This is a genomic window from Qipengyuania sp. SS22 (genome assembly GCF_025736935.1).
Taxonomy (GTDB): Bacteria; Pseudomonadota; Alphaproteobacteria; order Sphingomonadales; family Sphingomonadaceae; genus Qipengyuania.
In genome coordinates this window covers 222,786-246,861 of record NZ_CP107048.1, presented here as the reverse complement: position 1 = coordinate 246,861, position 24,076 = coordinate 222,786, and the positions used below count along the sequence as shown (strand labels likewise).

Genomic DNA, 24,076 nt, shown 5'->3' with positions numbered 1-24,076 from the left:
CTACGGCGCGCGGCCACGGGGCGCAATCGCCGAAAGGGTTTGCCTCAACCAAGCTTTGCCTTATCGCGAACCATCGAATTCGAGACGGGACCGCAGTGAAATGACACGCAAATTCCTCGCCGCCATGATCGCCCTGACGCTGGCCGCGCCGGCGCAGGCCGATGTTCTGATCGACAATGTCGAAGGCATCACCATCGGCGAAGACGGCACGATCCAGCGCTTCACCGCTCTGGTCATCGACGATGCGGGCAAGGTGGCGCAGATCCTTTCCGCCAAGGACAAGAAGCCGGAGACCGATTACCGCGAAGACGGCGAAGGTGCGGTGATGATCCCGGGACTGGTCGATGCGCATGCGCATGTCATGGGGATCGGGATCGGCGCGCTGACGCTCGACCTGTCGGACACCACGTCGCTCGAAGAGGCGCTCGACAAGATCCGCCGGTTCGCCGCCGAAAACGAGGCCCGGCCGTGGATTCTCGGGCGCGGCTGGAACCAGGAAAAATGGGGACTCGGCCGCTTTCCCACCGCCGCCGAGCTCGACCGCGCAGTATCCGACCGGCCGGTCTATCTCCAGCGGGTCGACGGGCATGCCGGCTGGGCCAACGGCCTCGCAATGCAGGCGGCAGGGATCGACGCGAACACCAAGAGCCCGGCGGGTGGGCGCGTCGAACGGCTTCCCGGTTCGCAAGCCCCCGCAGGCGTGTTCGTCGATGCCGCCGAAGCGCTGATGATGCGCGCGATCCCCGCACCGCGCCCGAACGAGCGCGACCTCGCCTTTGCCGAAGCGCAGAAGGTGCTGCACAGTTTCGGGATCACCGCCGTCGCCGACATGGGCACATCGATCGAGGACTGGCAGGCGTTCCGCCGCGCAGGCGATACGGGCGCGCTGACGCTGCGGATCATGGCCTATGCTGCGGGGCCCGACCAGATGGAGCTGATCGCGGGCGCGCGCCCGTCACCGTGGCTCTATGACGACAAGCTGCGACTGAACGGGGTGAAGATCTATCTCGACGGCGCCTTGGGCAGCCGCGGGGCGTGGCTCAAGCGCCCCTATGCGGACGATCCGGGCAATACCGGCCTGCCGCTGACCGGGCCGGCCAAGCTGCGCAATATCCTCGTGCGCGCCGCACAGGGCAATTTCCAGCCCGCGATCCACGCGATCGGCACCGCGGCCAATGAAGACGCGCTCAATGCGATCGGCGAACTGGCCGAAAGCTTCCCCGGCGACCGCCGTTGGCGGATCGAGCATGCGCAGATCGTCGATCCCATCGATCTGCCCAAATTCGGGCAGCACGGCATCATTGCCTCGATGCAGCCGGTCCACCAGACCAGCGACCGCGTGATGGCCGAAGCCCGGCTGGGCGCGGACCGCCTCGACGGCGCCTATGCCTGGAACACCATTCTCGGGCTTGGCGGCAGGCTGGCCTTTGGCTCGGACGCCCCGGTGGAATCGCCCGATCCTTTCGCCGGTCTGGCCGCGGCGGTCACGCGGATGGATGCCGCTGGCCAGCCCTTCGGCGGCTGGCGTGCGCAGGACCGGGTCAATCGCGAACAGGCGCTGGCGGGGTTCACCAGCGAAGCCGCCTATGCCGGTTTTGCGGAGGGGCGTTTCGGGCGGCTGTTGCCCGGTGAGCGTGCCGATTTCGTTCTGATCGACCGCGACCCGATGCTGGCCTCACCCGGCGAATTGCGCGCCACCAAGGTGCTCGAGACCTGGGTTGGCGGGCGCAAGGTTTACGACGCCGACTGAGTTTCCTCGGCCTGCTCGTCTTCCGCCTTGCGGCGCTTCTCGGTCAGCCGCATCAGCAGCAGCGAACCTTCGAACAGCAGCAGCAGCGGGATTGCCAGCAGCAGCTGCGATCCCGGGTCGGGCGGCGTGATGATCGCCGCCACGGCAACGATCAGCACGATCACATAGCGCCGCGCGGACACCAGTTGCGCACGCGTGACGATGCCCGCGCGGTGCAGCAGCAACAGCAGCACGGGCAGCAGGAAACTCATCCCGAAAGCGAGGATGAACTGCATCACCAGCCCGAGATATTCATTCGCGGTCGGCAGCGCCTGGATCTCGAGCCCGCCAGCCGACCCCTCGAAGCCGAGGAACCATTCGAAAGCGGTCGGCATGACCACGTAATAGGCGAGTGAGGCACCCATCAGGAACAGCACCGGCGTGGCGAGTAAGAAGGGCAGGAAGGCCTTCTTTTCCTTTGCATAGAGCCCCGGCGCGACAAACGCCCACAGCTGGTTGGCGATGACCGGAAAACTGAGGCAGAAGCCGGCAAACAGTGCGACCTTCAGTTCGACGAAGAAGACTTCGTAGAGCTTGGTGAAGATCAGCTGCCCCTCGCCCGCCGGAAAGGCGTTCTTGAGCGGCTGGATCAGGAAGCCGAGGATCGGATCGGCGAAATAGAGACAGCCGCCAAACGCCAGCGCCAGCGCCAGCACGCAGCGCACCAACCGCGCGCGCAATTCGATCAGATGGTCGAGCAGCGGCGCCTGGCTTTCGTCGATGTCCTTGATCACCGCCATCTCAGCCTTCTTTGCCCGGTGGGGGCGGAGCGACTGGCGGAGAGCTCGGCGGCGGCGGAGACGGCTCCTCCGCATGTTCGGGTGCCTTTACCGGGGCGGCGCGCTTGATCGCGGCTTCGGCGGCGGCATCGGCATCGGGCACGTCATCGGCCGCGACAAGCGGTTCCATTTCGCCCGGCAGCAGGTTCTCGGGCCCGCCCCCTTCGGGGGTCGAACCATCGGGGTATTCGGCCATGATCTGCTTGTTACGCGCGGCCCACTTCTCTTCCATTTCCTCGATCTCGGCCTGGCGGACGACCTCGTCCAGCCCGGCGCGGAAATGGCTCGACATACGGCGCAGCTTGCCGATCCAGCGACCGGCATGTTTCAGCGCCTTGGGCATGTCACTGGGACCGATCACGAAGATCGCCACAGTGACGATCACCAGCAATTCGCTGGCGCCGATATCGAACATGGCCTGCCTCCGCCTGCTAGCGGATCACTTGGTGTCGGAGGTCTGCTTGACCTGCTCGGCGGCCAGCCCTTCGTCGGCAGGCTTCGCCTCGTGGCCGAGTTGCTTCGCAGGTGCTTCTTCCTCGTTCATGCCCTGCTTGAAGCTTTTGATGCCCTTGCCGAAATCGCCCATCATTTCGGAGATGCGCCCCCGGCCGAACAGGACGAGGACAACGACTGCGATGATGGCGAGCTGCCAGACACTGAGACCCATGGGACCTTCTCTTTCAGATTGCTTGGCACCGAATATAGGCGTTGCGGCGGGTTAGCGCCAGTCAGGCGTCGTCGGCAGGCTCATCGAGCTCTTCGGCGGCGCTCTGCCCCTCTTCGGTGCCCTCGTCGCCGATCAGTTCTTCATAGGCATCGTCGACCGGGTCGAGCAGGCCGGTGGCGCGCAATTCCGCGATTCCGGGCAGGTCGCGGCGGCTGGAAAGGCCGAAATGTTCGAGGAAATCGGGGGTCGTCGCGTAAATCGTTGGTCGCCCCGGAACCTCGCGCCGACCGGCAATCTTCGCCCATCCCGCTTCCATCAGCACGTCGAGCGTCCCGCCACTGGTCTGCACACCGCGGATCGATTCGATCTCCGCGCGGCTGACCGGCTCGTGATAAGCGATGATCGCGAGCACTTCGGTGGCAGCGCGGCTAAGCCGGCGGACCTGTTCCTTTTCGCGCCGCAGCAGATGCGCCAGATCGGGCGCGGTTTCGAAATGCCAGCGCTTCGCGCGTTCGACCAGATGGACGCCGCGCTTCTCGTAATCGGCCGCGACGCTGCGCAGCGCCTCGCGCACATCGCCCACTACCGCACCGCCAAGAAATCCGGCCAGCGCCTCGGCGGTCATCGGCTCCTCCGCTGCGAACAGCGCGGCTTCGACGGCGCGGGCGAGCTCGTCCATCAGGCGGGCACCCGGCGCAGGTGGAGCGGTCCGAAAGTATCTTCCTGCTGCAATTCGGCCCGTCCAAGCCGCGCCAGTTCGAGCGCGGCGACAAAGCTCGAGGCGAGCGCCGATCGCTTGAGCCGGGGTTCGGCATGCGGCGGGAGGAAATCGCGCAATTCCATCCAGTCCAGTGTCACCCCGAGCATGTTGGAGACCCGGTCGAGCGCCGATTCCAGCGTCATCACGGGGCGTTCGCGCACCATGTGAATGGCGGGCGCCGTGCGCGCCTTCACGCGCCCATAGGCCTCGATCAGCGCGAACTGGTCGCATTGCCACAGGGTTTTGCGCGCAATCTCCAGCCCCTCGGGTGTGCCGCGCAGGAATACGTCGCGGCCGATCCTGTCGCCGCCCATCAGCCGCGCCGCCGCATCGCGCATCGCGCCGAGCCGCTGGAGCCGCAATTGCAGCTTGAGCGCCAGCTCCTCGGGGCTGGGATCTTCCTGCTCTTCCTTGGGCAGGAGCATGGCCGATTTGAGATAGGCCAGCCACGCGGCCATCACGAGATAGTCGGCAGCCAGTTCGAGCTTCAATGCCTCGGCCTGATCGATATAGCCGAGATACTGATCGACCAGAGAGAGGATTGAAATCGAGCGCAGGTCGACCTTTTGCCGCCGCGCAAGGTCGAGCAACAGGTCGAGCGGCCCCTCCCACCCATCGAGTTCGAGATAGAGCGTGTTCTCGTCGACCGGCGCCTCTGCGGCGATCCCGTCCCATTCGTCCTGCAAGCCGGCAGCCGGATCGGCGAAGAGCAGCCCGTCGCTGGTCATGCCGCGCGTTCCTCCGCCAGCGCGAGCAGCGCATCGCGCTTGGCGAGCAATTCGGCAGTCTCGGGCCCGTCCTGCGGTGCCCGCATTGCCGCATGGACGCGGTCGAGCCGCTCGGCGGATTTTGCCGCCAGCGTCGCGCCAAGTTCGGCGATGGCCTGCTGATCGGCCATTTTCGCCCAGCAATTGAGCACGATATCGCATCCCGCCGCCAAGGCGCGCTGGGCGCGTTCGGCGATCGTCCCGTCGAGCGCTTCCATATCGATATCGTCGGACAGAAGCAGCCCGTCGAAGCCGATCTTGCCGCGAATCACATCGGTTATGACCGTCTGCGACAGCGTGGCGGGCGCTTCGGCGTCCCATGCTTCGAACACGATATGCGCGCTCATCCCCAGCGGATGCGCTGCGAGCGTGCGAAAGGGTTCGATATCTATCTGGAGCTCTACGTCGTTAGCGGTGACGAAGGGCAATTCCTTATGCGTATCGCAGGTCGCGCGGCCATGGCCCGGCATATGCTTGAGACAGCCGACCACCCCTGCGCGGCCCATCCCGTCGAGCACGGCGCGGCCCAGCGCTGCTACCTGCAAGGGGTCGTTGCCTAACGCACGGTCGCCGATCACATCGTCGGTCTCGGGGCGGCGCACATCGAACGGGGCGTGATAATCAACCGTGATGCCCATCTCGGCCAGCTCGCGCCCCATCGCTTCGGCATTCGCGCGCGCGGCCTCGATCGCCGAAGCGGGCGCGATGTCCCACAGCCGCGCAAATGCCTCGCCCGCTGGATAGCGCTGCCATTCGGGCGGCTTCATCCGCGCGACGCGCCCGCCTTCCTGGTCGATCGAGACGATCAGATGCTCGCGACCGTGGATCGCACGCAGATCGTCGGTCAGCCTGCGCAGCTGCGTGCGATCGGCGCAATTGCGCGCGAACAGGATGTAACCCGCCGGGTCCGCCTCGGTGAAGAAAGCGCGCTCGTCGGCCGTCAGTTCGAGACCGGAGATGCCGAATATGGCGGGTGTCATCGCCGGAAAGTGGAACCTTGGCCCGAGTCCCGCAAGCTAAGCCCCTGCAGGAGGTGTGGAAATCAGATTCGAGACGCGCCTATTTGACGAAACAGGCGAGCCCGTCCGCCTTGAGGGCGGCGCACAACCGGCTTGCGCTGGCGCGGTCGCCCGTAATCGCCTGCAGGCGATAAACCCGGCCGATATCGACCTGTGCCTCGACCACGCGGTGGCTGACGCCGTTGAGCGCTTCGGTCTGCCGCATCAGGTTCGACCACGCCGCTTCGGCATCGGCACGGCGCGGATAGGCGCCGACCTGCACCGAAGTACCCGCCACCGGAGCAGCCCGGGTTCCCTCATTGACCGTCGAAGCAATGGTCGGGCCGGAAGATGTGCCCGCATCGACCGGAGGTTTGGTGGTGGTCTCGGCCAGCTTGCCTTCGCGTGTCTGCCCCTCGCCCACTGCAAAACTCGTGTCGCCGGTGCCGGCAAAGGTCTTGCCGCCCGGGTCCTCGGGCTTGGTCTTATAGGGTTCTTCGGGTGCGGCGATCACGCTGCCATCGGGTTCGGGTTCGTCCGACGCCTTGTTCGTCAGGAACCAGATCCCGCCGACAACCGCGCCGAGCAGCACCAGGGCGAGCACGCCGAGCAGGATCAGGCGTGAGGTATCGAAACCCGCAGTGTGGTCATCGTCCTCGGCTGCTTCGAGCCAGGGCAGGCTGTCGTCTTCGGCGAGGTCGAGCTGGTCCTCGGCCCCGCGATCCCCGCCCATGTCATACGGTGTCGATCCCACCATGCTCACATCTCCTCGACCGCTTCGACCCCCAGGATGGCGAGGCCGTTGCGGATTACCTGCCCGACCTGCGACGCCAGGAACAGGCGCGCGGCGGTCAGTTCGGCGTCGCCTTCCTGGATGATCCGTTTTGCCGGATCGTCGTTACCCGTATTCCAGAAGCTGTGGAAGGCAGCCGCCAGATCGCCGAGGAAGAACGCGATACGGTGCGGTTCGCGCGCCTTGGCTGCGGCTTCGACCACGCGCGGGAATTGCGCCGCTTCGCGCACCAGCGCCAGTTCCTCCTCGCCCAGTCGATCGAGATGCTCGTCGCTCGGCGCCACGCCCGCCTTGCGCAGTGTCGAATGGATCCGCGCATTGGCATATTGGAGATAGAAAACCGGATTGTCCTTCGAGGCCTCGACCACCTTGGCGAAGTCGAATTCCATCTGCGCGTCGGGCTTGCGCGTGAGCATGGTGAAACGCACGACATCCTTGCCCACTTCATCGACCACTTCGGCAAGCGTGACGAAAGTGCCCGAGCGTTTGGACATCTTCACCGGTTCGCCATCGCGCAGCAATTTGACCATCTGCACCAGCTTGACGTCGAAGGGCACATCGCGCCCCGCGCCCTTGGTCAGCGCCGCGACAGCCGCGCGGATACGCTTGACCGTTCCGGCATGGTCGGCGCCCCAGATATCGATCAGCGCATCGGCCTTCTCGGCCTTCTGGAAATGATAGGCGAGATCGGCCCCGAAATAGGTCCAGGCGCCGTTCGATTTCTTGATCGGGCGATCCTGATCGTCGCCAAATTCCGTCGAGCGGAACAGCGGCAGTTCGACCGGCTCCCAATCCTCGGGCGGTGCCTTGCCCTTGGGCGCTTCGAGCACGCCGTCATAGACCAGGCCCTTGTCGCGCAGCCACGCCTCGGCCGCTTCGGGTTTCTTCGCCGCCTGCAATTCGGCTTCGGAGGAAAACAGGTCGTGATGGATGCCGAGCAGCGCGAGGTCCGCGCGGATCATCTCCATCATCGCAGCGACCGAACGCTCGCGGAACAGGCCGAGCCATTCGCTTTCGTCGGCATCCTTGTATGCGGGGCCGAATTCCTGCGCGAGCCGTTCGCCCACCGGCTTGAGATAATCGCCGGGATAGAGGCCTTCGGGAATGGCGCCGATATCGTCGCCCAGCGCCTCGCGGTAGCGCAGGTGCGCCGACCGGGCGAGGACATCGACCTGCCCGCCGGCGTCGTTGACGTAATATTCGCGCGTAACCCGGTAGCCCGCCCATTCGAGCAGGCCGCACAGCGCATCGCCGACGACTGCGCCGCGGCAATGCCCCATGTGCATCGGGCCGGTCGGATTGGCCGAAACATATTCGACATTGACCGTCCGCCCGTCGCCCAGCGCCGAGCGACCGTAATCGTCGCCCTGACCGGCAATGGCCAGCAGTTCGCGCCGCCACGCATCGGGCGACAGGCGCAGATTGATGAAGCCCGGACCGGCGATTTCGGCGGCGGTAATTTCGGGTTCGCGCTGGAGGTGTTCGACGATCTTCTCGGCCAGCGCGCGCGGATTGGTCTTGGCCTGCTTGGCCAGCACCATCGCGGCATTGGTCGCCAGATCGCCGTGCGATGGATCGCGCGGCGGTTCCACGGTAACATTGGCGCGCGGCGTATCGGCGGGCAACACGCCCTCCATTTCGAGAGCGTTCAGGACCGCATCGATCCGGGCCGCGAAAGCCGCGTGAAGTGTCTGCATGTCAGCCATTCCGCGCGCCTAGCCTATCGGCGCGAAATGGCAAGACACGAGCGGTTCTAGCGGGTGGCGTTGTAGCGCAATTGCGCTTCGGTCAGCTGGAAGCCGACCAGCAGTTCGAAGGTCGCCCGCTGCACCGCAGCACGCACCGCCGGATCGGCCAGCGGATCGAGCGCCGCATCGGGATCGCCGGGTTCGCGCTTGCGCGTGATCTGCTCGCGAATTTCGGCAGGCAGCGTTGCATCGGTGCGATTGACATAGGCGCCCGCGGTGCCGCGTGCCTGCGCACGTTCCTGCCCGTCGGCGAATTGCAGCGTAACGTTGCCGACGCGCTTGGTAACTACCGACGAACCGCCGCGCAGCACGGTGGAGAAATAGGGTAGCGTGACCGTACGGCTGCCGCGCGTATCGCTGCGGCGCGCGACGACATCGAAGCTCGCTTCGGAATAGACGCGGTCGCCCGCTTCTTCGTTGCAGGTGGAGCGCAGATTGGTGATCGCCGCCGTCACATCGAGATCGGCCATCGTGGTCGCCCCGGCGGTCCGGAAAGTGGTGATGTCGCCCGTATAGTCGGGTATGCCGACAGCCGGGCAGGCGGTGCGCACCGCGGAAATGCCAACGCCCTGGTCGATAACGAGGTCGCCTTCCCTGGCGCAACCGGCCAACGCCAGGCCGAGGGCAAGCGCGGGAAGAAGACGGTTACGGATGGTCATGCGGCTAAATTCCCTTTTGCGGTCATTCGAAATCGTAGCCCGGCGGGCTGCGGGATGCCCTAGCTTGGCCTGCACGAAAGCGCTAGAGGGCGGGACATGAACGCCCCCTTTCAATCCCCGCCCGGGTCGCCCGGCAGCGATCCGCGCCTGCCGCTCAAGCTCCTGATTGCTGCGCCGCGCGGCTTTTGCGCGGGCGTCGACCGGGCGATCGAAATCGTTGAGCGCGCGCTGCAGAAATACGGCGCACCGGTCTATGTCCGGCACGAAATCGTGCACAATCGCTATGTGGTCGACAGCCTCAAGGCCAAGGGCGCGATCTTCGTCGAGGAACTGGACGAAGTGCCCGACGATGCGCCGGTGGTCTTCAGCGCCCACGGCGTACCCAAGACCATTCCGGCCGAGGCCGAGCGGCGCAAGATGCTGTATGTCGATGCGACCTGCCCATTGGTGAGCAAGGTCCACCGCCAGGCCGAACGCCAGATCGAAAAGGGCCAGCACATCCTGTTCATCGGCCATGCGGGCCATCCCGAGGTGATCGGGACGATGGGTCAGGTGCCGGCAGGCCGGATCACGCTGGTCGAAACGGTCGATGACGTAGCGACGCTCGACTTCGCGCCCACCGACGATCTTTCTTATCTTTCGCAAACGACATTGTCGGTGGACGATACGCGCGACATCATCACCGCGCTCGAAGCTCGCTTCCCGCAGATCATCGCGCCCAAGGCGGAAGACATTTGCTACGCCACCAGCAACCGCCAGGCCGCGGTCAAGCAGATCGCCGCCAGCTGCGACCTGGTGCTGGTGATCGGCGCGCCGAACTCGTCCAATTCGCTGCGGCTCGTCGAGGTTGCCGAACGGCTCGGGACCAATGCCCGGCTGATCCAGCGCGCCGACGAGATCGATCCGGCATGGCTTGAGGGGGTTGGCACCATCGGCCTCACGGCAGGCGCCTCGGCGCCCGAAAAGCTGGTCCGCGAAGTGGTCGACCGGTTGTGCGATTGGCGGCTGGTCGACGAGGAGGTGATAACCACCACCGAAGAGAACATGGTCTTCAAACTGCCGCGCCAGCTGACCGACTAACGTGGCCGTCTATACCCATCTCGGGGCCGAGGAACTTGCGCGATTGATCGCGCATTACGATGTCGGCGAACTGGTCTCGTCCAAGGGCATTGCCGAAGGGGTCTCGAACTCCAACTGGCTGGTCGAAACCACGCGCGGTCGGTTTATCCTGACGATGTACGAACGGCGGATCGAGACCGCCGACCTGCCCTTCTTCCTCGGCCTGCTCGACCATCTTTCCGCAGCACAATGCCCGGTGCCGCGCACGATCCACGATTCCGACGGTGGCGCCTACCGCATGGTCGGCGACAAGGCGGTCGCGCTGATCGAATTCCTGCCCGGTGTTTCGCCAAGCAACCCGACACCGGCGCAGGCACGCGCGGTTGGAGTTGCACTGGCGCAGGCACACCTCGCCGCGCATGATTTCCCCATGGCGCGCGAAAACACGCTTGCCCCGTCCGATACGCTGGCGATCCTCGCACACTGCGGAGACGCGGCGCTTGGCACGATCGACCCCCAGCTCCCTGCGATGCTGGAAACCGGCGAGGCAATCGTCCGCGAATGGCCGGAGGATTTGCCGCGATCGATCATCCATTCGGACCTCTTCCCGGATAACGTCTTGATGCTCGACGACCGGGTCACCGGAATGATCGACTTCTATTTCGCCTGCACCGGGGCAATGGCCTATGACCTGGCTGTGACGCATGCTGCGTGGTGCTTCGACGACGCAGGCGAAACCTGCGATCGCGCGCTGGGACGCGCGCTGCTCGAGGGATACGAGAGCGTGCGAGTGCTGAGCGAGCAGGAGCGGGCCGCGTTGCCGCTGCTTGCCGAGGGCGCCTGCCTGCGCTTCATCGCCAGCCGCGCCCAGGACTGGCTCGATACGCCCGAAGACGCGCTGGTCCGCCGCAAGGATCCGATGGATTTCACACGGCGGCTGGAATTCTATCGCGCAAACGGCCAGAGGGCGTTCGCATGAAGAAGGTCGAGATGTTCACCGATGGCGCCTGCAAGGGCAATCCCGGCCCCGGCGGCTGGGGCGCGCTGCTGCGGATGGGCCAGCATGAGAAGGAACTGTCGGGCGGCGAACCCGATACGACCAACAACCGCATGGAAATGACGGCAGCGATCAAAGGGCTGAGCGCGTTGATCGAGCCGTGCGAGGTCGATCTCTATACCGACAGCAAGTATTTGATCGACGGGATCACCAAGTGGGTCCACGGCTGGAAGAAGCGCGGCTGGGTCAATGCCAGCAAGAAACCGGTGCGCAATGCCGAGCTGTGGCACGATCTGATCGAACTGACCGCGCACCACCGGGTCGAATGGCACTGGGTTAAGGGCCATTCCGGTCACCCGGAAAACGACCGGGTAGACCGGCTCGCCAGCGATGCAGCGGAACAGTTCGCCCGCGCGGATTGATCAGCTGTTGTCGACGGTCTCCGCGCCGGGGCCGTTTTTCTTGATCGAATCGATGGCGTTCTGCGCACTCGCCTTCGAGGCATATCCCTCGGTCGAGAACATCACTTCCGAATTGTATTTGAAACGGACGCGAAACTCGCCGGCCTTGTCCTTGTAGATCTCGAAGTGGTGGCTCATCGATTTGTCTCCGTCATAAGCTTGGATTTGGCGCGCACCCTAACAAAGGATGCAGGCATTGCTAGCCAAAGCGGGTGGCTGAATAGAGTTCAGGATCGAGACCCCCTGTCATCGCATCGGGTTTTTCATTCAGCAGCAGCTGGCGCCCGAGCCGCGCGGCGGCGGGCGAGGTCTGGATACCGAAGCCGCCCTGTCCCGCAAACCACGCGAAGCCTTCGACCTTGGGATCAGGGCCGTAAACCGGCCGACGGTCAGGCGTGAAGCTGCGCAGGCCGGCCCATTTGTGCTCGACCGCTTCGACCTGCCAATCGACGACTTCTTCAAGCCGCGCGATCGCTTCGGCTACCGCCAGCTCCTCGGGCGCGGCATCGCAGGGCTTGCTCGGTTCTTCGTCATGCGGGCTCACCCACAAACGTCCGGCTTCGGGTTTGAAATAGAACCGCCCGCGGATGTCGAGCACCAGCGGAAGGTCCTCGGGCGCCGGCGGGTCGACACGCACCTGCACCACCGTACGGCGATAGGGGCTGATTGCTGCTGGCTGCGCGCCGGCCAGCCGGGCGATCTCGTCCGCCCAGGCCCCGGCCGCATTGACCAGCACGGCGGCGTGATGGGTCTCGCCGCGCTCGGTCTTTAGCGTCCATTGCCCGTCGGCGCGGGTGGCGTGGGCGAGCCGCGCGCGGCATTCCAGGTCGGCACCACCGCCCTGCGCTTGCGCGAGGAAATGCGCATGGAGCCGGGCCACGTCGATATCGGCGCACATCGGCTCCCAGATCGCATCGGACCAGTCATGGCGGATTCCGTTGATCCGCCGTTGCAGTTCCGCCCGGCCGAGATGCTGGATGGTTGCCCCGGTCGGGACGAAGCGCTGCATGAACTGCGTCACGAGCTCCTCGTCGCCCTCGCGCCCGATGTACAGTGCGCCGCGTTGGTGGAGGAACCCGCCATCGCGGAGATAGGGGCCCGATGCGAGTGTCAGCGGCACGATCTCCGGCCCGCCATAGCATTCTTCCCAAAAGGCAGCGGAACGTCCCGTGGCATGATAGCCGGGCCGGTCTTCGGCCTCGAGCATCAGGACGCTTGCGCCGCCATCGGTCAGTTCGGCGGCGAGACTGGCCCCGGCAATTCCGGCGCCGATGATGGCAAAGTCGTAAGTTGTCACGGGTTCTCCTGCGGAGCCACACGATCGAGGAATTCGGCCATGCCCGCCAGTGCGCGCTCGCGCACCGGATCGACTTCGCGCAGGATTTCATGCCGTGCTTCATCTCCGAAGACGATCAACTCGCCCTTGGGCAGGCGCTGCGCCGCGCGAACGGCGGATGCATGGCTCACCAGCCGGTCTGCCGAGGTACTCACCACGAGCACCGGCACCTGCACCTTTTCCATTGCTCCGCGTTCTTCGAGCCGGCGGCTCGAGGCATAGGCGCGTTCCACCCAGCCCCAGCTACCCGGCCCCATGACCAGCTCGGGACGTTGCTCGCGCCACCACAGCTCGTCGGCATAGCGCGCGCCGTCATGCGTCAGCAGGTCGCTGCGATCGGCGGGCATTTCGCCCGGCTTCTCGCTCCATTTCCAGGCCGGACGCGTTGGCTTGCCCACCTTCGTCATCAGCCGCGCTGCGGAATGCAGCAGGCCGAGCGGCAAGGGCGGCCCCGCCATCCCGACCATCGGCGCGCTGAGGACTGCGGCATCAGGCGCGACCAGCCCGTCGACCAGCGCGCGCAATACGAGGTGCCCGCCCATCGAATGCCCCGCCAGGACATGGGGCCCAGGCGTGGTCGCCTTCCATGCGGTCCAGAAGTATGCGAGATCCGCGGTCCAGTCGGAAAAATCGTCCACATGGCCGGTAACCGCGTCATTGCCGAGCCGCCCCGACCCCGCCTGTCCGCGCCAGTCGGCGGCAGTGACGCGCCAGCCCGCACGATGCCATTGCTCCAGCGTCTCGAGATACTTCTCGTAAAAGTCGCCGCGCCCGGGAAGGAACAGGATCGACCCGCGTCGGCCGCCGTCTGCGCCGGGCCAGTCGATCCGCCGAATCGCGTGACCATCGGCCAGTGCGAAAGTGGATTCGCGCGCGGCCGGCGGAATCGCGCGGCGATCGATAGTGTCCTGCGGCGCTGGCATGTCGGCGATCACGACCTCCTCTATGGTTACTTTTTGGTAAGCACGTTCCTGTAGCACCACATCCCGAAGGGTTGCCCGGGGAGCGTCATGCAAAGCCAGATTTTCACCTACGTATTGCTTGCCGGATTGGCAATCGCACTCCTCTGGGTGATCGTGACCGACCTCAAGAGCCGGACGATCAGCAACCGGCTGACCATGACCATCGCCATCGGGGCGCCGCTCTACTGGCTGTCGATCGGCCTGCCGCTATGGCCGGGCGTCGCCTTCCAGCTCGGCCTCGCCCTGCTGGTCTTCGCCGTATGCTGCGTGCTGTTCGCCATCCGCCAGATGGGCGGCGGCGATGTCAAGCTACTGACCGCGCTAGCGCTGTGGGTCCCGCCGTCGCAATTCACGCTGCTGCTGGTCGCCATGGCGATGCTCGGCTGGGTCCTGACCATGGCCATCGGCGCATGGCGGGTCGCGCATTCGAAAACGATCAAGACCAAGCCCGCGCGCGATACCGTGCTGCTCGTCATCGGCACCGCCATTGCCGCGCTGTTCGCCAGCGCTGTGCTGGGCGGGCCCAAGCTGCCGATGCCGCCGGGCCTCGCCGGAATAAGCGCGGCCAGTCCGGCCGCCGCAGTCGCGCTGATGCTCGCTCCCTTCACGATATTACTGATCGTCACGCTCGGCTCGATCCGCATCATCCGCCGCCACGACCGCGATCTCTGGGTCCCCTACGGACCCGCAATATCACTCGCCGGTATCTGGATCGTGGCAAGCGGGCAGTTGCTCGCAGGCCACGTGGCCGCGGTGGGTGGTTGAAAACGCGATCTTAACCAATTCGCCCTTAGAGCGTGAAACCATACTTGCCCGCGATAGGATTTGCCGGGCTGAACTAGGGGGCTAGATAGCCATGGATAGGAAGAAGCTGGTTCTGCTGATTGCCGCACTGATCGTTGCGGTCGGAACGGCGCTTGTCGCGCGGAGCATGTTCGCCGGAGCGAGCGCACCGCAGGCTGAAGCCGCACAGGCCCAGGCGCAGGGACCCAAGGTTCTCGTCGCACAACGTGCGCTGCCGGTCGGCACGATCATCACGGCAGACGCAATCGGCTTCCAGATGTGGCCCGAAGAGCTGGTCCAGGACGCCTACTTCCTCGACGGCGAAGCCGATATGAGCAAGCTGCTCGGTACCGTCGTGCGCCATCCGATCACTGCCGGTGAGCCGGTGACCCAGGGCTCGCTCGTCGCGCCCGGCGACCGCGGCTTCCTCGCTGCCGCGCTGGCTCCCGGAATGCGGGCCATCACCGTTCCCGTTAACGCCCAATCGGGCGTGGGCGGCTTTGTCTTCCCGGGCGACCGGGTGGACATGGTCCTGACCCAGCAGGTCGAAGGCAATGAAGGCACCAGCCTGAAAGCGTCGGAAACCATCCTTCGTAACCTTCGTGTGCTCGCCACCGACCAGTCGACCGTGTCGGAAAAAGCCGAAGACGGCTCGACCGTGGTCAAGGAATTCCGCACGGTGACGCTCGAAGTGACGCCGGTGATCGCGGAAAAGGTCGCTGTCGCGCAGACCATCGGCTCGCTGAGCCTGTCGCTGCGCTCGCTTGCCGATAACCAGACCGAGCTCGAGCGCGCGATCGCCGCCGGTGACGTAACCATTCCCGACGATGCCACGCCCGAAGAAGAAGAGCGCCTGCTGCGCCAGGCAATGGCCCGTCCCGACGATGGCAAGAGCAGCTATGTGACCGGTGGCGATGTCTCGCGCTTCCAGCGTCGTACCATGCCCTCGCAAGGTACCGCGGCTCCGGCCGGACCGGGAGGTGCGCCTGTCGGCTTCGACGGACAGCCTGTCCGCCAGGGCCCGAGCGTGCGTGTCACCCGCGGCAAGGAAACCGAAGAAGTACCCGTCGGAAAGACGGGCGTGACTGCCTTCGTCGGCCAGCAGGCTGCCGGAACCGCGCAAGCCGCGAGGACGGTGCCCGTCGCCCAGGCGGTCATGATCAAATGAGCCCGATAAGAAATACGGAACGCCATTCAGGGGGCAATTCCATGAAACGTCGTCTTACTACCAAATTGCTGCTCGCCAGTCTGGCCATCGCGCCGCTGGCAGCCGCACCGACGACCGTTGCGACGGCCCAGTCGGTCGTCAGCCCCGGTTCGGAGATCGTCCTTTCGATCGGTCGCGGCGAATTGGTCAATGTTCCCGGCACGATGGCCGACATCTTCGTCGCCAACGACAATGTCGCCGACGTCCAGGTCAAATCGCAGCGCCAGCTCTATGTCTTTGGCAAGGCCGGCGGCGAAACCACGATTTATGCCAGCAATGGCGCTGGCGATATCATCTGGTCCGCCAATGTCCGCGTCGGTTCGAACATCGGCAGCATCGACCAGCTGATGGCGCTCGCCATGCCCGAGGCCAATATCTCGGTCGCGACGATGGGCACGAATGTCATCCTCCTGACCGGCACGGTTGCCGGGCCCGAGGATGCCGAAGAGGCGCAGCGTCTGGTCGAAGCCTATGTCGGCGAGGATGCCAATGTCATCAGCCGCCTGCGCATGGCGACCCCGCTGCAGGTCAACCTGCAGGTACGCATCGCCGAAGTCAGCCGCACTTTCGTCCGCGCGGTCGGCGTCAATCTGACCAGCGTCGACACGACGGGCGGCTTCCAGTTTGGCATCGGTCAGGGTCGCACCGACTCAGTAAGCGTAGAAGCCGGCGGCGGCACTTTCACTGCGATCACTCCGGGCACAACTCTTGCCGGGTTTGGCAAATTCCTCGGCCTCGACCTCGGTGCCGCGCTCGATCTCGCCGAAACCGAGGGCTTCGCGACCACGCTGTCACAGCCCAATCTGACCGCGCTGTCGGGTGAAACCGCCGAATTTCTTGCCGGCGGCGAATTCCCGATCCCGCTCAGCCAGGGACTTGGCACGACGACCATCGAATATAAGAACTATGGTGTCAGCCTCGCCTATACCCCGACCGTTCTGGCCAATGGCCGGATCTCGATGCGCGTCCGTCCGGAGGTGTCGGAACTGACCAGTCAGGGCGCGATCACGCTCGACGGTTTCCAGGTGCCGGCGCTGACCACCCGCCGCGCGGAAACCACGATCGAACTCGGTTCGGGCCAGAGCTTCATGATCGCTGGCCTCTTGTCGAACAATGCGACCAATTCGGTCGACAAGGCTCCGGGTCTCGGCGACGTGCCGATCCTCGGCAATCTGTTCCGTTCGACCACCTATCGCAAGGGTGAGACCGAGCTGGTCATCGTGGTCACGCCCTATCTGGTGAAGCCGGTGGATGCGAACGACATCAAGCTGCCGACCGACGGGTTCCGCAAGCCGACCGAATTCCAGCGCCTGCTGGGCTTGCAGCAAAGCGATGGCGTGAGCGGCGGCGACCGCCCCAAGCCGCGCGCGGTCGAGACCGCTCCGGCAACCCCGGGCCTTTCCTACGGAACCCCGGGCGACAATGACGAGCAGCAGGCTGCCACCGAGCCCGACGCGCGCCGTAACGAACGTACCGCGTCGGCGCAGCCCGGCTTCAGCTTCGAATAAGAGGGACGAGTACCATGGCAAAGGCAATCACTCGCAAGCTTACCGGTTCACTCGCCGTCTCGCTCAGCCTCGTGCTCGGCGCCTGTGGCGGTTTCCCGACCGAGAACCGCTCGCTCTACAGCGCGCGGCAACCGGTGGTGGAACGGACCAATTTCACGCTCGATGTGAACACTGTCGGCGATGGCCTGGCAGTCAGCGAGCAGCAGCGCGTGTCGGGCTGGTTCGAGGCCATGGGCCTCGGCTATGGCGACCGCGTCTCGCTCGACGATCCCTCCGCCAATCCGGCGCTAAAGAACGATCTGGCGGCGCTTGCCGGCCGGCACGGACTGCTGGTTACCGAGGGTTCGCCGGTCACCGCGGGCTATGTCGAACCGGGCCAGGCCCGGATCGTCGTCACTCGCTCGACCGCCAGCGTCCCGGGTTGCCCCGACTGGTCGGCCAATAACGAAGCCAATGAATATAACGCGACCTATCCCGGCTACGGCTGTGCCGTGAACGGCAATCTCGCCGCCATGGTCGCCAATCCCGAAGACCTGATTTCGGGTCAGCAGGGCACCGGCCAGACCGTCGTCACGACATCGACGAAGGCCATCCGGACCTATCGCGAAAAGCCGCCCACCGGCGCGCAAGATCTGGCTGAAGTCAGCAGCAATGAAGGAGGCTAAGCAGCCATGAGCGCTTCACTTAAATCGAGCATGGCAGGCAACCGCGACGCCTTTGCCGCCTATATCTGCGACGAGACCGCCCTCGACGTGCTGCGTCCCGTGGTGATCGAACTCGGCTGGCAGCCCGAGAAATGCAACAAGGGCGGTCTGCGCAATGCGATCCAGTCCTTGTCGGTGGCGGCCAGTCCGAACATCCTCATGGTCGATCTGTCGGAAAGCGGCGACCCGCTGAACGACATCAACGCGCTGGCGGAGGTCTGCGAGCCGGGCACGGTGGTGATCGCCATCGGCCAGGTCAATGACGTCCGCCTGTATCGCGACCTGCTCGCGAGCGGCATCCACGACTACCTGCTCAAGCCGCTGTCGGCCAACGCGCTGCGCGATTCGCTCAATCAGGCGCAAGCGGTGTTCCTGGCCCCGCGCGGCGGCGAGGACGAAGGCGTCAAGCATCACATCTCGGCGGCCGTGATCGGTACGCGCGGCGGCGTGGGCGCATCGACGCTGGTGACCTCGCTGGCATGGATCTTCTCGGTCGATCAGCGCATGCCGACCGCCCTGCTCGACCTCGACGTGCATTTCGGGACCGGTGCGCTCGCGCTCGATCTCGAACCGGGCCGCGGGTTGACCGATGCGATCGACAATCCCGGCCGGATCGATGGCCTGTTCATCGAACGTGCCATGATCCGCGCCAACGAAAACCTCGCCATCCTTTCGGCGGAAGCGCCGATCAGCCAGCCGCTGATGACCGATGGCGCGGCCTTCCTGCAGTTGCAGGAGGAGTTCAAACACCAGTTCGAAATGACCGTGGTCGACATGCCGCGCAACATGATGATCAATTTCCCGCACCTGCTCAACGATGTGAACGTCGTCGTGCTGGCCACGGAAATGTCGCTCGCTTCGGCGCGGGACACGATCCGCATCCTGTCGTGGCTCAAAACCCACGCCCCGCAAGCGCAGCCGCTGATCGTCGCCAACAAGGTGCAGCCGGGCGTCGCGGAAATCAGCAAGGCCGATTTCGAGGCCTCGATCGAACGCAAGATCGATGTGTCGATCCCGTTCGACCAGAAGGCTGCGGCCAATGCCGCCAAGCTGGGCAAGACCTTCGTCGATGCCAATTCCGGTGCCAAGGCCACCTCGGCGATCAAGCAGCTCTCCTCGCGGATCATCGGCGTCGGCGACGAGGAAGCCGAGAAAGCCGCAGAAGCAGGGGCCAAGAAGTCGCTGCTCGGCGGGCTCGATTTTAAGAACCTGCTGGCGAAGAAGAAAGACACGCGGACCGCAGTGCCCGCGGAATAACGGCTTCCGGGGACGCCCCCGGATCCGCGATCGGATAAACGGAGAGTACGCATGAACATCTTCCAGCTGGTGCTGTTGGCCCTCGGGGTCCTGGCTTTGCTGGCGATCGGCTACGCTTTGTTCTCCGGTCCGAACACGGCCAAGGCGAGCCAGCGCCGCCTCCAGCAGGTGCGTTTCCGCCACTCGGAAAGCACCGACACCAAGGTCGAATCGCAGCTCAAGAAGGCCATTGCGGCGCGCAGGCCCAAGATGCGCGGCGTCGCCGGGTCATCCTCGCGGGTAGAAGCCCTCGCCATCCGGCTCGACCGGACCGGCAAGGGCTGGACGCTGAGCCAATATGCTTATGGCTCGCTGGGCCTTGGCGTCGCCGTCGCGCTGCTGATGTATCTGCGCAGCGGATCGCTGGCCTTTTCACTTGGTCTCGGCGTGCTGGTCGGCGCAGGCCTGCCGCACTTCCTTGTCAGCCGCGCGATCAAGAAGCGCACCAATGCCTTCAACGCCAAGTTTCCCGACGCTATCGAACTGCTCGTTCGCGGCCTGCGTTCGGGTCTGCCGGTAACCGAAACCCTGTCGGTCGTGTCGCAGGAAGTTCCCGGCCCCGTCGGGGTGGAATTCAAGGGCATCGTCGAGCGCATCAAGATCGGCCGCACCATGGAGGATTCGCTCCAGGAAGCGGCCAACCGGCTCGAGATCTCCGAATTCAACTTCTTCTGCATCACGCTCGCTATCCAGCGCGAAACCGGCGGTAATCTCGCCGAGACGCTGTCGAACCTGGCGGACGTCCTGCGCAAGCGCGCGCAGATGAAGCTCAAGATCAAGGCGATGAGCTCCGAATCCAAGGCTTCGGCCTATATCGTCGGTGCCCTCCCCTTCATCGTGTTTTTTATGATCTGGTGGATCAACCCCAGCTACATCGGCGGCTTCTTCGAAGATGACCGCCTGATCGTCACGGGCCTCGGCGGCCTCGTCTGGATGAGCATCGGGGCCTTTATCATGGCCAAGATGGTCAGCTTCGAAATCTGAGCTGGGGAAGGACTAGCGTAATGGATCCCGCAACCGGCCCCACCCTTTTGGGCTTCGACATCTTTGTGATCGGCTCGATCCTGTCCGGGGTCGCAGCACTCGCCGTGCTGTTCGCAATCTACACCGCGGTTACGATCAAGGACCCGATGAGCAAGCGCGTGAAGGCCCTCGAAGGGCGCCGCGAAGAGCTCAAGATGGGCCTCGTCACCGCAAGCGCGAAGAAGCGCCAGAGCCTCGTCCGCAACAGCGACACGACCGACAAGATCAAGGACACGCTCGGCAGCATGAAAGTGCTGCAGCAGAGCCAGATCGAATCGGTCCAGCAGAAGCTTGCCCATGCCGGCATCCGCAACAAGGAGCTGGCGATCGTCGTCATTGGCTTGCGCGCCGTGCTCCCGATCCTCTTGGGCGGCTTCGCCTTCGTTATGCTGTATCTGGTCGAGGTCTATCCCGACTGGGAGATGAAGCGTGTGGCGGCGCTCGCCCTGGCCGTGTTCGTTGGCTACAAGGGCCCCGAAATCTACCTCGGCAATCTTGCCAAGAAACGCTCCGACGCGATCCGCAAAGGCCTACCCGACGCGCTCGACCTGCTGGTGATCTGCGCCGAGGCCGGCCTGACCGTCGATGCCGCCTTCAACCGCGTCGCCAAGGAACTGGGCCGCGCCTATCCCGAACTGGGCGACGAGTTCACCCTGACCGCGATCGAGCTGTCCTTCCTCAACGAACGGCGCCATGCGTTCAACAACCTCGCCTATCGCGTCAATCTCGATGCGGTAAAGGGTGTGGTCACCACCATGGTCCAGACCGAACGCTATGGTACGCCGCTGGCTTCCGCGCTACGTGTGCTGTCGGCCGAATTCCGTAACGAGCGCATGATGCGCGCCGAGGAAAAGGCCGCGCGTCTGCCTGCGATCATGACCGTGCCGCTGATCATGTTCATCCTGCCGGTGCTGTTCATCGTCATTCTCGGCCCGGCAGCCTGTTCGATCGCCGACGCCTTCAGCGGCGGTATCGGCTAGCCCACGACTCCTGCGACCTGTCGCAAACCCGGGAGCCTGGCCGACTGCCTAGTCGGCCAGGCTTTCCGCGTCGAAGTCCCCCGCCTGATCGCGCACCCGCGCCAGCATGTCGAGCAGGCTGGCCCGCTCGTCCTCGCTCAGCACGGAGAACAGCTGCCGCTCGATCTTGAGCGCCAGCGGCATGATGCCCGCATGCACCGCCCGCCCTTCCGGAGTCAGTTCGAGCAGATGCGAGCGGCCATCGCTCGCATTGGGCGAACGCTGCGCCAGGCCGCGTTCCTCGAGCCGCTTGCACGCGCGGTTGACGGGCACCTTGTCCATCAGCGTCTGCTGCGACAATTGCCGCTGGGTCAGCGCACCGTGATCGCCCAGCACCGCCATGATCCGCCATTCGGTGGTCTTGAGCGCAAACCGCTTGCGATACTGTTCGGCAATCCGGGTCGAGACCGCATTCGAGGCGATCGACAGTTGATAGGGCAGGAATTCTGCAAGGCGTTGGGCAAGCTGGCGTCTGGACATGCGGTTACATTTAGATGACGCCCCCGACTTGGCAAGGCCGTTGCGATTGTAACCTTTTGCCGGGACTCACTCGTAACCCGGCTCGTCCCACCAGGGGTAGAAATCGGGCATGTTGCCGCTCACCGTATCGGGGTATTCGGGCGCGCGCTTTTCAAGGAAGCTGGCGATGCCTTCCTTGGCGTCGTCGCTGCGGCTGAGACGATAGATCGCGCGGCTGTCGATGCGATGCGCGTCCATCGGATGACCGCTCGCGCCAAGCCGCCAGAGCATTGCGCGGGTCATGGCGACCGAAACCGCAGAAGTGTTGTCGGCAATCTCGCGCGCAATGCCCCGGGCCGCGTCCATCAGCTCACCCCGCGGATGGACCGACCGGACAAGTCCCCGATCGAGCGCCTCGCCGGCATCGAAGATCCGCCCCGTCATGCACCATTCGAGCGCGGTCTGCATGCCGACCAGCCGCGGCAGGAACCAGCTCGACGCGGCTTCCGGCGTGATTCCGCGCCGCGCGAAGACGAAGCCGAAGCGCGCATTGTCGCTCGCCAGCCGGATATCGAACGGCAGTTGCATGGTCGCGCCCACACCCACGGCCACGCCGTTACACGCGCCGATCAGCGGCTTCTTCGAATTGAACAGTCGCAGCGTCAGCCGCCCGCCGCCATCGCGCACGCGTTCGTCGGACAGGTCATCGACCGGATTGGGATCGGAGAAGACGTGTCCCCCGCCCTCCGGCGTGAGGTCGGCACCGGCGCAGAAAGCCCGGTCGCCATCCCCGGTCACGATCACTGCGCGGACGCTGTCATCGGCATCGGTAGTGTCGATCGCGTCGATGACTTCATCCATCATGACGCGGGTGAAGGCGTTCATTTTCTCGGGGCGGTGCAACGTGATGGTGGCAACGCCGTCGGCGATGTCGAGCTTGATCTGCGTGTAGGACATTACTTGGATTCCCCTCCGGTCTCTCCGTCCGGATGGAACACATGGAACACGGTCCTGGCAAGAGAAAGGGTACGGTCCGCAATCATCCTCCGGGCAGGCAGATCAAACGGCAAAATGGGACGGTTGCGCATCGCGTGACGCTAACCCGGCAGCGGTATGGTAGGAAAGCCGGGGTTTGATCGCCCGCGCATCATGGCAGGTCTTGCACAGACTGGATCGAGCGGACAGGAATTGTCGATGGATTCCGTCGTGCCCACGGCCGCAATGCTGGCTTCGTTCCTGGCGCTCGTCCTGGCTGTCTTTCTCGCGCTGGTCCCCTCGCGCACCCGCTTGGCGAATGGCCTGCTGGCGCTGTTCCTGATAGTGACGGTCATCGACATCAGCGGCTGGTTCGGTGGTCGCTGGTGGGCTTCGGTACCCGGCCTCGCTGCGCTGCGTCCGGTGACCGCCGCGCTGAACATGCCGCTGTTCACCGGTTTCATCTGGTTCGCATGCTTCGAACGCGACCGGCTGAAGCCCCGCGACGCGCTCCATCTGATGATCCCGGCGCTCGTTCTCGGCTTCGTCCTCGCCCGGGCGCGCATGCCGTTCCTGCAAGTGCTGCTGGAGGTCCAATATGCGGTCTACATCGGCATCGCGATCTATGCGCTGGCCCGGGTCCGGAGCGACATGCAGAGCCGCTTCGCCGGTGTTTCGTCGACCTGGTGGGGGCTTGCCTTCCTCCTCGGCTCATCGCTGATCGCGCATGGATTATTCCTCGTGCGCGTCTTCGCCGGGGCCGCGCTTCCCGCCAGCGTGCAGGATGCGATGCAAACGGGCGCGGCAACGCTTGTCCTCATCATTATCGTGGGTATCGCGTTGCAGGCGCTGCTGCGGCCCGACCTGTTCCGCGGGGGTGACAGGCTGTTCGTCAAGGCAACCACCAGCGGCCCCGACGATGGCGGCCAAGTCCACCGCGGCCTAACCGCCTTGATGGAGGCGGAGCAGCCCTACCTCGACCCCGAACTGTCGCTCCAGCGTCTCGCCCGACGGTGCCGTGTCTCTGCCAAGGCCCTGTCCGAAGCCATCAACCGGCGCGACGGGACGCACTTCTTCGATTTCGTGAACCGCTATCGCATCGAACATGCGCAGGCACTGCTGACGCAGACCGATCGCAGCGTGACCGATATCCTTCATGCGTCGGGCTTCAATTCCAAATCCTCGTTCAATACCGCCTTTCGCAAGCATTCCGGAACGACACCGTCGGCTTATCGGCGCACGAACCGCGGGTATTAGGTTCGACTACGCGTTTTCGGACGATTTCACTGCGAAACGGGGGTCTGGCAGCAGGCGATATCCAGCTTGG

The 24,076-nt window shown here is 64.8% G+C and carries 26 protein-coding genes; 12 read left to right on the top strand and 14 right to left on the bottom strand.

Annotated features, from left to right (window positions below; translation table 11 throughout):
* Positions 1-100 precede the first annotated feature (100 nt).
* A complete protein-coding gene (locus N6L26_RS01150; protein ID WP_263606233.1) occupies positions 101-1,750 on the top strand; it encodes an amidohydrolase in 1,650 nt (549 codons plus the stop codon).
* On the opposite strand, the gene tatC is transcribed toward N6L26_RS01150, so the two are convergent.
* From tatC to N6L26_RS01105, 9 genes are all read right to left on the bottom strand, one after another.
* Positions 1,735-2,529 carry a twin-arginine translocase subunit TatC gene (gene tatC, locus N6L26_RS01145; protein ID WP_263606232.1) on the bottom strand — a complete coding sequence of 265 codons (795 nt, stop codon included), beginning with the start codon at positions 2,527-2,529 and terminating at the stop codon, positions 1,735-1,737. The two genes, N6L26_RS01150 and tatC, sit on opposite strands and share 16 nt — an antisense overlap.
* 1 nt (position 2,530) lies before the next feature.
* A complete protein-coding gene (gene tatB, locus N6L26_RS01140) occupies positions 2,531-2,983 on the bottom strand; it encodes a Sec-independent protein translocase protein TatB (protein ID WP_263606231.1) in 453 nt (150 codons plus the stop codon).
* 24 nt (positions 2,984-3,007) lie between these two features.
* Positions 3,008-3,235 (bottom strand): twin-arginine translocase TatA/TatE family subunit, encoded by a 228-nt coding sequence (tatA, locus tag N6L26_RS01135; protein WP_263606230.1) that lies wholly within the window; start codon positions 3,233-3,235, stop codon positions 3,008-3,010.
* A 61-nt stretch (positions 3,236-3,296) separates the two neighbouring features.
* Positions 3,297-3,914: an SMC-Scp complex subunit ScpB gene (scpB, locus tag N6L26_RS01130; protein WP_263606229.1), complete on the bottom strand. Its 618-nt coding sequence runs from the start codon at positions 3,912-3,914 to the stop codon at positions 3,297-3,299.
* Positions 3,914-4,723, bottom strand: coding sequence for a segregation and condensation protein A (locus N6L26_RS01125; RefSeq protein ID WP_263606228.1), 810 nt, complete (start codon positions 4,721-4,723; stop codon positions 3,914-3,916). Before N6L26_RS01125 ends, scpB begins: the two co-directional genes overlap by 1 nt.
* Positions 4,720-5,742, bottom strand: a complete 1,023-nt coding sequence (gene nagZ / locus N6L26_RS01120; protein ID WP_263606227.1) for a beta-N-acetylhexosaminidase — start codon at positions 5,740-5,742, stop codon at positions 4,720-4,722. Before nagZ ends, N6L26_RS01125 begins: the two co-directional genes overlap by 4 nt.
* A gap of 79 nt (positions 5,743-5,821) precedes the next feature.
* Positions 5,822-6,517 carry an SPOR domain-containing protein gene (locus N6L26_RS01115; RefSeq protein WP_263606226.1) on the bottom strand — a complete coding sequence of 232 codons (696 nt, stop codon included), beginning with the start codon at positions 6,515-6,517 and terminating at the stop codon, positions 5,822-5,824.
* Between the two features lie 2 nt (positions 6,518-6,519).
* Positions 6,520-8,259 (bottom strand): arginine--tRNA ligase, encoded by a 1,740-nt coding sequence (gene argS / locus N6L26_RS01110; RefSeq protein ID WP_263606225.1) that lies wholly within the window; start codon positions 8,257-8,259, stop codon positions 6,520-6,522.
* A 47-nt stretch (positions 8,260-8,306) separates the two neighbouring features.
* Positions 8,307-8,960 (bottom strand): hypothetical protein, encoded by a 654-nt coding sequence (locus N6L26_RS01105; RefSeq protein WP_263606224.1) that lies wholly within the window; start codon positions 8,958-8,960, stop codon positions 8,307-8,309.
* Positions 8,961-9,056: 96 nt separating this feature from the next.
* Between N6L26_RS01105 and ispH the strand changes: the two genes are divergently transcribed.
* The 3 genes from ispH to rnhA are packed head-to-tail and all read left to right on the top strand — an operon-like array spanning position 9,057 to position 11,438.
* Positions 9,057-10,040, top strand: coding sequence for a 4-hydroxy-3-methylbut-2-enyl diphosphate reductase (gene ispH / locus N6L26_RS01100; RefSeq protein WP_263606223.1), 984 nt, complete (start codon positions 9,057-9,059; stop codon positions 10,038-10,040).
* A gap of 1 nt (position 10,041) precedes the next feature.
* Positions 10,042-10,998 carry a homoserine kinase gene (thrB, locus tag N6L26_RS01095; RefSeq protein WP_263606222.1) on the top strand — a complete coding sequence of 319 codons (957 nt, stop codon included), beginning with the start codon at positions 10,042-10,044 and terminating at the stop codon, positions 10,996-10,998.
* Complete coding sequence (rnhA, locus tag N6L26_RS01090) at positions 10,995-11,438, top strand: ribonuclease HI (RefSeq protein ID WP_263606221.1); 444 nt, start codon at positions 10,995-10,997, stop codon at positions 11,436-11,438. Before thrB ends, rnhA begins: the two co-directional genes overlap by 4 nt.
* Here the strand turns inward: rnhA and N6L26_RS01085 are convergent, their stop codons facing one another.
* The 3 genes from N6L26_RS01085 to N6L26_RS01075 form a co-directional block, all read right to left on the bottom strand.
* On the bottom strand, positions 11,439-11,615 hold the full coding sequence (locus N6L26_RS01085) for a YegP family protein (protein WP_263606220.1): 177 nt from the start codon (positions 11,613-11,615) through the stop codon (positions 11,439-11,441).
* Positions 11,616-11,676: 61 nt separating this feature from the next.
* Positions 11,677-12,774, bottom strand: coding sequence for an NAD(P)/FAD-dependent oxidoreductase (locus N6L26_RS01080; protein ID WP_263606219.1), 1,098 nt, complete (start codon positions 12,772-12,774; stop codon positions 11,677-11,679).
* Positions 12,771-13,736 carry an alpha/beta fold hydrolase gene (locus N6L26_RS01075; RefSeq protein WP_263607223.1) on the bottom strand — a complete coding sequence of 322 codons (966 nt, stop codon included), beginning with the start codon at positions 13,734-13,736 and terminating at the stop codon, positions 12,771-12,773. The genes N6L26_RS01080 and N6L26_RS01075 overlap by 4 nt, the downstream gene beginning before the upstream one ends.
* A gap of 87 nt (positions 13,737-13,823) precedes the next feature.
* Here N6L26_RS01075 and N6L26_RS01070 point away from each other — a divergent pair, with 87 nt between their 5' ends.
* The 7 genes from N6L26_RS01070 (at position 13,824) to N6L26_RS01040 (ending at position 21,276) form a co-directional block, all read left to right on the top strand.
* Positions 13,824-14,540 carry a prepilin peptidase gene (locus tag N6L26_RS01070; RefSeq protein WP_263606218.1) on the top strand — a complete coding sequence of 239 codons (717 nt, stop codon included), beginning with the start codon at positions 13,824-13,826 and terminating at the stop codon, positions 14,538-14,540.
* A gap of 91 nt (positions 14,541-14,631) precedes the next feature.
* Positions 14,632-15,726, top strand: a complete 1,095-nt coding sequence (gene cpaB, locus N6L26_RS01065) for a Flp pilus assembly protein CpaB (protein WP_263606217.1) — start codon at positions 14,632-14,634, stop codon at positions 15,724-15,726.
* A 41-nt stretch (positions 15,727-15,767) separates the two neighbouring features.
* On the top strand, positions 15,768-17,273 hold the full coding sequence (locus N6L26_RS01060; RefSeq protein ID WP_263606216.1) for a type II and III secretion system protein family protein: 1,506 nt from the start codon (positions 15,768-15,770) through the stop codon (positions 17,271-17,273).
* Positions 17,274-17,287: 14 nt separating this feature from the next.
* Complete coding sequence (locus N6L26_RS01055; protein ID WP_263606215.1) at positions 17,288-17,938, top strand: CpaD family pilus assembly protein; 651 nt, start codon at positions 17,288-17,290, stop codon at positions 17,936-17,938.
* A gap of 6 nt (positions 17,939-17,944) precedes the next feature.
* A complete protein-coding gene (locus tag N6L26_RS01050; protein ID WP_263606214.1) occupies positions 17,945-19,234 on the top strand; it encodes a pilus assembly protein CpaE in 1,290 nt (429 codons plus the stop codon).
* 51 nt (positions 19,235-19,285) lie between these two features.
* Complete coding sequence (locus N6L26_RS01045; RefSeq protein ID WP_263606213.1) at positions 19,286-20,257, top strand: type II secretion system F family protein; 972 nt, start codon at positions 19,286-19,288, stop codon at positions 20,255-20,257.
* A gap of 20 nt (positions 20,258-20,277) precedes the next feature.
* Positions 20,278-21,276, top strand: a complete 999-nt coding sequence (locus N6L26_RS01040) for a type II secretion system F family protein (protein ID WP_263606212.1) — start codon at positions 20,278-20,280, stop codon at positions 21,274-21,276.
* A 48-nt stretch (positions 21,277-21,324) separates the two neighbouring features.
* Here N6L26_RS01040 and N6L26_RS01035 read toward each other — a convergent pair whose 3' ends face one another.
* Positions 21,325-21,795: a MarR family winged helix-turn-helix transcriptional regulator gene (locus tag N6L26_RS01035; protein WP_263606211.1), complete on the bottom strand. Its 471-nt coding sequence runs from the start codon at positions 21,793-21,795 to the stop codon at positions 21,325-21,327.
* 66 nt (positions 21,796-21,861) lie between these two features.
* Positions 21,862-22,731, bottom strand: a complete 870-nt coding sequence (locus N6L26_RS01030; protein ID WP_263606210.1) for a crotonase/enoyl-CoA hydratase family protein — start codon at positions 22,729-22,731, stop codon at positions 21,862-21,864.
* 249 nt (positions 22,732-22,980) lie between these two features.
* On the opposite strand from N6L26_RS01030, the gene N6L26_RS01025 reads away from it, so the two are divergent.
* A complete protein-coding gene (locus N6L26_RS01025) occupies positions 22,981-24,006 on the top strand; it encodes a helix-turn-helix domain-containing protein (protein ID WP_263606209.1) in 1,026 nt (341 codons plus the stop codon).
* The last annotated feature ends 70 nt before the right edge of the window (positions 24,007-24,076 follow it).